A 9,510-nucleotide genomic window follows, 5' to 3' on the forward strand; every position below is an offset into this window, starting at 1 on the left:
ATTGTAATGTGTAAAAATGGGACACAAAATAATAAAGAGGCTTTAGATTTTTTAAACTCATTCAAGTTGAAGAAAGAATAGTATGCGTACAACAAAAGGTTTTGTGCAATTGGGGCATGACGTTGAAACAATCATCGGCAGTGTGTCTCGTCCTGAAATAGGTTGACTACAAAATCAACCAAAATGGACTTAAAAAAACAGATCATTCAGGAGTATTTAACGCAAGGCTGCGGTTTTAGAAAGCTCGCCGCTAAGTACGGCATCAGCCGAACCACCATTTGTAAATGGGTGCTTATTCACCAGGGAATTCATAACTTGCCTCCTACACAAAAGCAGGAATCTTATTCCCACAGCAGTATGAACAATTCGCCTAAAAAATCAACCACAGCAGGCCAGGAAACCAATGAAGAATTACTGCAAAAAATTGCAGCACTGGAAAAGCAACTGGAGCACCAGCAGTTAAAAGTTATAGTGCTGGATACCTTAATTACAGTAGCTGAAAAACAACTCAACATCTCTATCAGAAAAAAGCCTGGCACCCAACAGTCCGAGAAGTAAAAAAGGTAATCCCGTTTGTTAGTGTGCAACGGATTTGCCGGCTATTGGGTTATTCGCCACAGGCCTATCACAAAAAACAACAGCACGATGTACTGCAGTTATCCAATGAATTTTTGATACTACAGCAAATTGATGCCATAAGAAAATACCAGCCACGATGTGGTGGAAGAAAACTTTTTATCATGCTGCAACCATTTTTTAAACAACACCAGATCGCTATTGGAAGAGATAATTTTTTCGATCTTTTAAAACGTAATAAACTTTTAGTAAGAAGAGTAAAAAGAAGTGTACACACCACCAACAGCAAACATCACTTCCGCCGCTATCCCAACCTGGTAAAGGATTTTACACCACTTAAAGCACATGAAATGTGGGTGGCTGATATTACTTACATACCACTTAAAAACAGGTTTGCTTACTTGTTTTTAATTACAGATGCCTACAGCAGAAAAATTGTAGGATTTCATGTAAGTGATGATATGAAGGTGAGCAGCGCAACCCTTGCTTTAAGAAAGGCACTGGCACAAAAACCACCAGAAACTATTGTAATACACCACAGCGACAGGGGTATTCAATATTGCAGCACAGCTTATGTACAACTACTCCAACAAAGCAATGCTCATATCAGTATGACGCAAAACGGAGACCCGTATGAAAATGCAATTGCCGAAAGAGTAAACGGTATTTTAAAAACCGAACTCATCAGCAGGCAGTACGACAACATTGATAATGCTTCCATACATATTGCAAGGAGCATTCACGTTCCGCCGGGGTCTTCACTGCCCGGCTAAAAGCGTGGCGTGAGACCCCGGCGTTGAAAAGCTTCCTGAATTTACAGTAACCCACTATACAAAAAATAGCACTACATTTTGCCGTCACAAATAAGAACCACTATAACCGTAAAGAAACAATTGCGTTGATATAAATGATTGTACATAATTTTAACATCAAATAAATTCAGTTATTTGCTGCATCATTTTAAAAAGTATGTTACTTAAAAAATATTCATCAGGCTGGATTAATAATTTTACAGATTTAAAACGTGAAATCGAAATCGCCTTAAAAGGAATTACACATACTATTGAACACGTTGGGAGTACTTCTGTACCAAATTTGGATTCAAAACCCATAATCGACTTGGACATTATCTATTCTACACAACAAGACTTTGAAAAAATAAAATTGGGACTTGAAAAGACAGGATATTTTCATTACGGAAATCAAGGAATTGAAGACCGTGATGTGTTTAAAAGGAATGGTACATTGACAAATGAAATATTAGACACGGTAAAGCATCATCTTTATGTTTGCCCAATTGACAGTAAAGCATTGGAAAGGCATATTTTATCTCGAAATTATTTAAGAAAAAATGATTGGGCCAGGATAAAATATCAGCAAATGAAATACGAATTAGCTGAAAAAGCCAACCAGGACAAAAAAATATATGCTTGTTTAAAAGAACTTCATGTTAATGATTTTATAGACTCAATTATAGAAGAAGAAAAACGAACGCACAACAAAAATATTTAAAGTTCCGCCGGGGTGTTCACAGCCGGGCTTAAAAGCCTGGCTTGAGAACCCGGCGTTTAAAAGCTGCCTGAACTTGCAGTAAGCTACTCCGCAAAAAGTACCACTGCATTTTGGCTGCCACTACCTTTTCTAATTTTGTACAAAACATTAATAACTTTACTACTCAGCACAAATAATTGTATTACCATGGCAGAATTAAAAACAAAAAAACTGAACTGAGTATAGAGGATATCCAAATCAAAATAACTTTTCTTACTTTTAATAATGTTTGTTTTAACTGAAGAAATTATTTTTCCTCCCGTACATACTGCCATTGATGATGGCCTTTTAGCCATTGGCGGCGATTTAAGCACCGAACGTTTATTGCTGGCTTATAAAAGCGGCATCTTTCCGTGGTACAGCGATGGCGAACCGATTTGCTGGTGGTGCCCTAACCCAAGGTTTGTTTTATTTCCTGCTTCATTAAAAGTAAGTAAGAGCATGCAAACGGTTTTAAATAATGGCAGTTTCCGTTTTACCATTAACAAAGCATTTGATAAAGTAATTGCCAACTGTAAAGCTATAAAAAGAAAACATGAAGAAGGCACCTGGATACAGCAGGAAATAATTGATGCTTATACCAAACTGCACCAGCTTGGTTTTGCAATTAGTGCCGAGGCATGGCAGGATGGAGAATTGGTTGGTGGCTTGTACGGCCTATTGTTAGGCAATATTTTTTTTGGTGAGAGTATGTTTAGTACAAAAAGTAATGCCAGCAAATTTGCTTTTATCAATTTTGTAAAGCATTTACAAAAGCAACATATTAAACTGATAGATTGCCAGGTGTACACCACACATTTAGAAAGCCTTGGTGCAAAAATGATTGACAGAAAATTATTTTGCGAAATACTGGCGAAGGAAATAAAATAAAAAGTTTAGCTGTATGCCTGTTGGGCTAAAGCCCGGTATAAGCATAATCAATTGCCATGGGCTTAAGCCCGTGGCAATTGAAAGTATCTTCAGGCTTTAGCCGAATTTTAAAAAAGATTTTATAAAGTTGGAAATTGATTTAATAAAATTGGACATTTAATCTACCCGATAAAAAATGTCAGGTTGAGACACTAATGCACAGCATCCTGCGGATAAAAGAAAAATTTAAGCTCTTTGCAAATGACAATGAGAAAAAATACTCAGCTTCGCTGCGAAAAAATCTTGCCATAAAGGCTCGAAGGCACGAAGTAGAAAAAAAGCAAAGCTTTTTTCCTTTGAGTCTTCATGTGGCTAATATCAATTTTTGCAAAAATTGTTTATCAACCTTTAAAAATACATGTCATTAGCAGCTTGTCGAAACCGGTGCGGTGGCCAACCCGCCTTCTTCAAGCTCAGGCTGACAGTATTTTTTTAATGGCTAATTAGTATTACACGGAAAAAGAATAATTTGTGTAATCTTAGGCTCCTATCTTTTAAACTTTTGTTTCAATGCTGCCAGTGCATCAGTCAGTGGCACTTCTTGTACTTCCGTTTTAACCGGACTGGTAAATGGTTTTTTAACTCCAGTAAATTGTTTGCGTTCCGGCGCAGGCAATGTTTGTTTAATGGATAAAGCAATTCTTTTACGTGCCGTATCTACTTCTAAAATTTTTACGTTTACTTTTTGATTCAGTTTCAGCACTTCGTTGGGATCAGTAATGTAAGTGTGAGAAATTTCGGACACATGTACCAGCCCGTCTTGTTTAATCCCAATATCTATAAATGCACCAAACCTTGTGATGTTGGTTACCACACCCGGCACTTCCATTCCAATTTTTACATCTTCAATACTGTAAATATTGGCAAACTCAAATTGCTGCACTTCACTCCGTGGATCGAGGCCGGGCTTTTTTAATTCGTTTAAAATATCTTTTATAGTAAGTTCTCCAATTTGTTCGGTAGCATATTTTTTTGCATCAACAGTTTTTAATAAATCTTCTTTACCAATAATAGCATTTACAGCAACACCTAAATCTTTAGCCATGTTTTGCACCACCGTGTATGCTTCGGGATGTACTGCACTGGCATCTAATAAATCTTCGCCATCTTTTATGCGTAAAAAACCGGCGCATTGTTCAAATGCTTTGCCGCCTAATCGTGGTACTTTTAATAATTGTTTGCGGTTGCTGAATTTACCAATTTCATTCCTGTACTTTACAATATTATCTGCCAGTGTGCTGCCAATACCACTTACATAACTTAGTAAATGTTTGCTGGCCGTATTTAAATTTACGCCCACATTATTTACGCAGCTTATAACGGTAGCGTCGAGCCGTTCTTTTAAACGAAACTGGTTTACATCATGCTGATACTGCCCCACACCAATACTTTTAGGATCCAGCTTTACCAATTCCGCCAGCGGATCCATCAACCTTCTGCCAATACTTACTGCACCACGTACTGTAATATCTTCATGGGGAAATTCTTCTCTTGCAATAGCAGAAGCAGAATAAATAGAAGCACCATCTTCATTTACTAAAAACACCGGCAGGTTTAAGTTTAATTTTTTTATGAACTGCTCTGTTTCTCTTCCGGCGGTGCCATCACCAATGGCAAAAACTTCAATACCGTATTGCTGTACTAAATTTTTAATTTTTATTTCTTCAGCTGCCACCCTGTTATTCTCATGAGGGAAAATAAGATCTGTTTTTTGCAACTCCCCTTTTTCATCTAAGCAAACCACTTTACAACCGGTGCGGTACCCGGGATCAATAGCTAAAATTCTTTTGCTGCCCAATGGAGAACTCAATAATAACTGGCGTAAATTTTCTGCAAAAACATTTATTGCATCTTCATCTGCTTTTGTTTTTAATGCGGTACGAAATTCAGTTTCCAAACTGGGTTGCAGTAATCTTCTGTAAGCATCTTTTATTGCTTTGCGAATTTGATCGCTGCAATTGTTCATCCCTTTTATGTATAAACTCTCTATCATTTCCAGCGCCTCATCCTCCAGCGGCGAAATTTCGATGCGTAAAAATCCTTCTAAAAATCCACGAAGCACTGCCAAAATCCTGTGCGACGGCACTTTTGCGATCAATTCACTGAACTCAAAATAATCTTTATACTTAATGCCTTCGGTTTCTTTTTCTGTAACTACTTTACTTTGTAATGTGGCAGTATTTTCAAAAAGATTTCGGAGTTTTGCCCTTACTGCTGCATCCTCATTCACCGTTTCGGCAATAATATCTCTTGCACCCTGCAATGCGGCATCTGCATCAATTATTTTTTCGTTGATAAATTTTGCAGCTTCTGCAATTAAATCGGCATCAGTTTGTGCAATAATAAAATTCGCCAGAGGTTCCAGTCCATTTTCTCTAGCCGTTTGTGCTTTTGTTTTTCTTTTTGGTTTAAAAGGCAGATAAATATCTTCCAATTCTGCAATGGTGGTGGCTTTATTTAATTTTTCCTGCAAGGCTTCCGTCATTTTTTCCTGCTCGGTAATAGCTTTTTCAATAAAAGTTTTACGTTCCGTAAATTCTTTTAAAAATTTTGCTTCTTCCTGTATCTGCTGAATTTGCACTTCATCCAGTGCGCCAGTTTTATCTTTACGGTAACGGGCAATAAAGGGAATAGTTGCGCCTTCTTCCAGCAAAGCTAAAACGGATTCTACCTGTTGTATTTTAAAATTAAATTTTTGTGCTATTGGTTGAATAAACTCTGACATTAGTTACTTCTTTTATTGTTGAATACAGACTATGGACGACGGACAACAGACCACGAACTAATTACGGCTACCAACTGTGGTCTGTCGTCTTTTCCGGGTGGCGAAAATAATGTTGTGTATCCAAACAAAAAATTGGAAGAGTGGCGGCAATTAATTAAAGCAACCCGTTGGCGGAGTTAATTTATTCAGCCTCATAGAGGCGGAATGTCAGTAGAAAAATCGATTTTATAATGTTTCCAAAGCTCCATCGGAGCGAAATATAAAACATATCGCTCCGATGGAGCTAAAATCATTCGGTTTATTATATTTTCTACTAACATTTCGGCCCTCTGGGCCTTTTAAAAATCAATTTTGAAATAAACCCGCCAAAGGGTTAAAGCACTATTTTTTTATGCGGATTAGCTTCGGCAAAAGAATAAATACTGTTACGGACATAATCATTATCGGCGTAGGGATTTAAATAATTTTTTAACTCCACCGAAGATTGCAGTTTTAATTTTTTAGGAATATACCCCATGCCCCAAAAACTTCCCCGTTCAATTAACAAACATAATTTTTCTTCTGCTTTAATGCCATCATCAACCACAACAAATGTTGGCAGTTGCTCATTCAGCGCTTCCAATGCTTTATTTATTTTGCCGTTGTAAATTACCGGAGGTTCTATAAATTCGTAATCTGTTATGGTGAAAGGCCTTTTATCTAAAAAACAAAGTTTGGCATTTAATTCAAATTCATCCACCATATTTTTTAAAAGCACCAGGCCTTCGTGCAGTAAATTAAAAATATACAATGCCTGCACATTTTTTTTCTTTTTATCAATTGCCAACCGCATGTACCCTCTTGCATCTTCAAATAAATACAGCGCATATTTTTGCAAAGGTTGTTTTTGGCTGCGGTTGTACAAAGGCCATAATTTTTTTATCTCGGTGCTTTCTAAAACTAATGCTTCTAATTCAGTAGCGCATTCCTTATGGCTTATTTTATGAATATTACGTAAAAAATTCTGTCGCTTTCTGTCGGGGTCGTTATGTGTAAAATGGCTGCTTACCCTTTTTTTTATGTTGATTGCCTTACCCACATACACAACCTTATCTTTACTGTTGTGAAAATAATACACACCGGGTTTTGCCGGCAGTTTATCAATTTCCTTTTTATCCAAATGCAACGGCAGCCATTGCTCTTTAGATAATTTTTTAAGCATATCGTTGATAAAAACTTCGCCGTTATTAGCAAGATAATAATCAAATAATTGCACGGTGGCTTTTGCATCGCCGCCGGCACGGTGGCGGTTATCAATATTTATTTGTAAAGAACGGCAGAGATTTCCTAAACTGTAACTGGGCAGCCCTGGAAAAATTTTTCTTCCCAGGCGAACCGTACATAATTTTTTTGCCGTTAACTCATAACCGGAATTTTTTAATTGATGTTTTATAAAACTGTAATCGAAATTTACATTGTGTGCCACAAAAATTTTATCATTCAGCAAATCAAACAACACATCTGCAATATCATCAAATGCAGGCGCATCACTTACCATATAATTATCTATACCTGTTAATGCAGTAATATATCGTGGAATATTTTGTTGCGGATTGATAAGTGTTTCAAAATGTTTTACCACTTTGGTACCATCATGTATAAACACAGCAATTTCGGTAATGCCGTGAGATGCTGCATAACCGCCGGTGGTTTCTATATCTACAATGGCGTACAAGTTCGGTTAATAGTTTTTAGTTGATAGTAAATACGGAGCAATTTACTAATTATTTTAGTTATGGCGAAAAAAATGCAGGAACATGCCTGCGGCATGTTCAAAAAGAATTCGCCACAGGCGAATTCCTACAAAAGCGTTTCTAAATAATGTGTTTTAATATTAAAAATATTTTTTAAGCCAGTAACTTTATCCAGACTTTCTTTTTTTGCAGCTTCGGTTTTTTCTGATTTGGTACCTACAATTAAAACATTTTTTGGTGTATGTTCGGTAGCAATAAATTCAAACACTTTTGTTTTGTAGCCATGGGCTTCTAAAATTAGTGAACGGATAGTATCCGTAACGATTTCTGCCAGGCGCTCTAATAAAATACCATGTTTGGTGATGTTCTTCAATTCATTATCCGGCGCCATTTCTTTACGAATTTGTTTATGGCAACAAGGTGCACAAATAATAACTTTTGCCTTGGCTTTTATTCCTTTGTAAATGGCATCGTCGGTAGCAGTATCGCAGGCATGTAATGCAATCAGCATATCAATGGATTTTAATTCGGCATCCTGAATAGTTCCTTTTTTAAAAATTAAATTTTTATAATTTACTGCTGCTGCAATGGTGTTACATTTATTAACCAGGTCGTCTCTCATTTCAATACCGGTAACAGTAGCTGATAATTTTAAATTAGCAGTTAGATAATCGTACAAAGCAAAAGTTAAATAGCCTTTGCCGCTGCCCATGTCTGCAACAGTAATATTTTTTTCAAAATCAATATCTTTTATAATGCCTTCAATAATTTCTACATAGCGGTTTATTTGTTTAAACTTATCCTGCATATCTTTTTTAACCATACCTTCTGCGGTTGTAATACCCAACTCATGCAAATACAAAGCTGTGGCAGAATTAATAACCCGATTTTTTTGTTTATCATGTTGTTGGGCATCTTCTTTAATTACTAAACTGGCCGGCCGTGTAATTATTTTTACAGTGCCGCTTTTATCTGCTGATAAATGAAAATCGTTAGTGGCCGTAAAAAGATCTGCATTATAAAAATCGGTTTGCAGCATTTTCTCTATTAAAATAAGGCTTTCTTTTATATCGTAATTTTTAAAAGTATCGTTGGTATTATTGCGGTAAGTAAAAGAAAGTTTAGCAGTATTTTTTATGGTTACCGGTTTTATAAAAATATTTTTCAGCTCCGCAGATTTTTTCCTTTTATTACCCAGTGTAATTTTAATAAGTTGCTGCCCGGCAAAACTTGCAGAAATATTTTGAAGAAAAAGTTGCAGATTATATTGCATGAATTTATTTTTTAACGACATTGCAAATGTAATCATTCTGTATATGGTTAATTTATACCAATTAGACAATGAATCTATCCGATTAAAAAAATGTCAGGTTGAGCCTGTCGAAACCGGCGCTATAGTCAACCCGCCTTCGACAAGCTCAGGCTGACAGTATTCTTTTCAACTTTTAATTGGTATAAACCGTAATTTTAAACTACTAAAATTAAAACTATGCAAATAGCTAAATTTCCTTTTACAATATTAGACTGGAGCAATATGGAAGTAACCGAACGTGATGGCGTTACCGGTAAAACTATTTCTAAAATATTTTTTATGGGAGATATCAGGGTGCGGATGGTGGAATACACCGCCGGATACCTGGCCGATCACTGGTGCCACAAAGGCCATGTGATTTATTGTATTGATGGCGAAATGGAAACCAAGCTGGAAGATGGCAGAAGTTTTATTTTTTCAAAAGGCATGACGTATCATGTAGGCGACGATTGCGAAGCACACCGTTCTTCATCAGTAAACGGATGCAAACTGCTTATTGTTGATTAGCCGGTTTTGTTTTCTTTAAACTTTGTAACCGCATCTTTTTTCATCAATATTTTTATCAGCTGTATTATTGCAGTAATTGCAAATATGGTTCCTATAATCCAGTTTAAATATTGCTGACTGTTGGCAATCCTGTTTACCATCCATTTACCACCAAAAATAAAAACGCAGTTACCTAATAAAGTTCCTACTCCTATACC

Annotated in this window: 9 protein-coding genes and 1 pseudogene; 6 read left to right on the plus strand and 4 right to left on the minus strand. The window is 36.4% G+C overall.

All coding sequences use genetic code 11. The annotated features are described in order from the left end of the window. The first annotated feature begins 183 nt into the window (after nucleotides 1-183). From ACY65O_RS18480 to aat, 4 genes are all read left to right on the plus strand, one after another. On the plus strand, nucleotides 184-558 hold the full coding sequence (locus tag ACY65O_RS18480) for a transposase (RefSeq protein ID WP_462222335.1): 375 nt from the start codon (nucleotides 184-186) through the stop codon (nucleotides 556-558). 23 nt (nucleotides 559-581) lie between these two features. Next, nucleotides 582-1,349: an IS3 family transposase gene (locus tag ACY65O_RS18485; protein WP_462222336.1), complete on the plus strand. Its 768-nt coding sequence runs from the start codon at nucleotides 582-584 to the stop codon at nucleotides 1,347-1,349. 196 nt (nucleotides 1,350-1,545) lie between these two features. Continuing rightward, nucleotides 1,546-2,088, plus strand: coding sequence for a GrpB family protein (locus tag ACY65O_RS18490; protein WP_462222337.1), 543 nt, complete (start codon nucleotides 1,546-1,548; stop codon nucleotides 2,086-2,088). A 264-nt stretch (nucleotides 2,089-2,352) separates the two neighbouring features. Beyond that, complete coding sequence (gene aat, locus ACY65O_RS18495) at nucleotides 2,353-2,997, plus strand: leucyl/phenylalanyl-tRNA--protein transferase (protein ID WP_462222338.1); 645 nt, start codon at nucleotides 2,353-2,355, stop codon at nucleotides 2,995-2,997. A gap of 526 nt (nucleotides 2,998-3,523) precedes the next feature. On the opposite strand, the gene ACY65O_RS18500 is transcribed toward aat, so the two are convergent. Then, nucleotides 3,524-5,761: a Tex family protein gene (locus ACY65O_RS18500; protein ID WP_462222339.1), complete on the minus strand. Its 2,238-nt coding sequence runs from the start codon at nucleotides 5,759-5,761 to the stop codon at nucleotides 3,524-3,526. An 18-nt stretch (nucleotides 5,762-5,779) separates the two neighbouring features. Between ACY65O_RS18500 and ACY65O_RS18505 the strand changes: the two genes are divergently transcribed. Beyond that, nucleotides 5,780-5,941 (plus strand): hypothetical protein, encoded by a 162-nt coding sequence (locus ACY65O_RS18505; RefSeq protein ID WP_462222340.1) that lies wholly within the window; start codon nucleotides 5,780-5,782, stop codon nucleotides 5,939-5,941. Nucleotides 5,942-6,134: 193 nt separating this feature from the next. Here the strand turns inward: ACY65O_RS18505 and ACY65O_RS18510 are convergent, their stop codons facing one another. Both ACY65O_RS18510 and ACY65O_RS18515 read right to left on the minus strand, forming a co-directional pair. Next, nucleotides 6,135-7,475, minus strand: a complete 1,341-nt coding sequence (locus ACY65O_RS18510; protein WP_462222341.1) for an exonuclease domain-containing protein — start codon at nucleotides 7,473-7,475, stop codon at nucleotides 6,135-6,137. Nucleotides 7,476-7,600: 125 nt separating this feature from the next. Beyond that, complete coding sequence (locus ACY65O_RS18515; protein ID WP_462222342.1) at nucleotides 7,601-8,767, minus strand: class I SAM-dependent methyltransferase; 1,167 nt, start codon at nucleotides 8,765-8,767, stop codon at nucleotides 7,601-7,603. A 216-nt stretch (nucleotides 8,768-8,983) separates the two neighbouring features. Here ACY65O_RS18515 and ACY65O_RS18520 point away from each other — a divergent pair, with 216 nt between their 5' ends. Then, nucleotides 8,984-9,313: a DHCW motif cupin fold protein gene (locus ACY65O_RS18520; RefSeq protein ID WP_462222343.1), complete on the plus strand. Its 330-nt coding sequence runs from the start codon at nucleotides 8,984-8,986 to the stop codon at nucleotides 9,311-9,313. On the opposite strand, the pseudogene ACY65O_RS18525 reads toward ACY65O_RS18520, so the two are convergent. Then, nucleotides 9,310-9,510: pseudogene (locus ACY65O_RS18525) on the minus strand (LysE family translocator); the annotation flags it as partial. The gene ACY65O_RS18520 and the pseudogene ACY65O_RS18525 sit on opposite strands and share 4 nt — an antisense overlap.

The sequence above is a fragment of the Ferruginibacter sp. genome, assembly GCF_031430955.1.
Classification (GTDB): domain Bacteria; phylum Bacteroidota; class Bacteroidia; order Chitinophagales; family Chitinophagaceae; genus Ferruginibacter.

Excerpts from the sequence above, each read along its gene's own strand:
- ACY65O_RS18480 (WP_462222335.1), top strand. The coding sequence starts at position 184 with ATGGACTTAAAAAAACAGATCATTCAGGAGTATTTAACGCAAGGCTGC.
- ACY65O_RS18490 (WP_462222337.1), top strand. The coding sequence starts at position 1,546 with ATGTTACTTAAAAAATATTCATCAGGCTGGATTAATAATTTTACAGAT.
- aat (WP_462222338.1), top strand. The coding sequence starts at position 2,353 with ATGTTTGTTTTAACTGAAGAAATTATTTTTCCTCCCGTACATACTGCC.
- ACY65O_RS18500 (WP_462222339.1), bottom strand. The coding sequence starts at position 5,761 with ATGTCAGAGTTTATTCAACCAATAGCACAAAAATTTAATTTTAAAATA.
- ACY65O_RS18515 (WP_462222342.1), bottom strand. The coding sequence starts at position 8,767 with ATGCAATATAATCTGCAACTTTTTCTTCAAAATATTTCTGCAAGTTTT.
- ACY65O_RS18520 (WP_462222343.1), top strand. The coding sequence starts at position 8,984 with ATGCAAATAGCTAAATTTCCTTTTACAATATTAGACTGGAGCAATATG.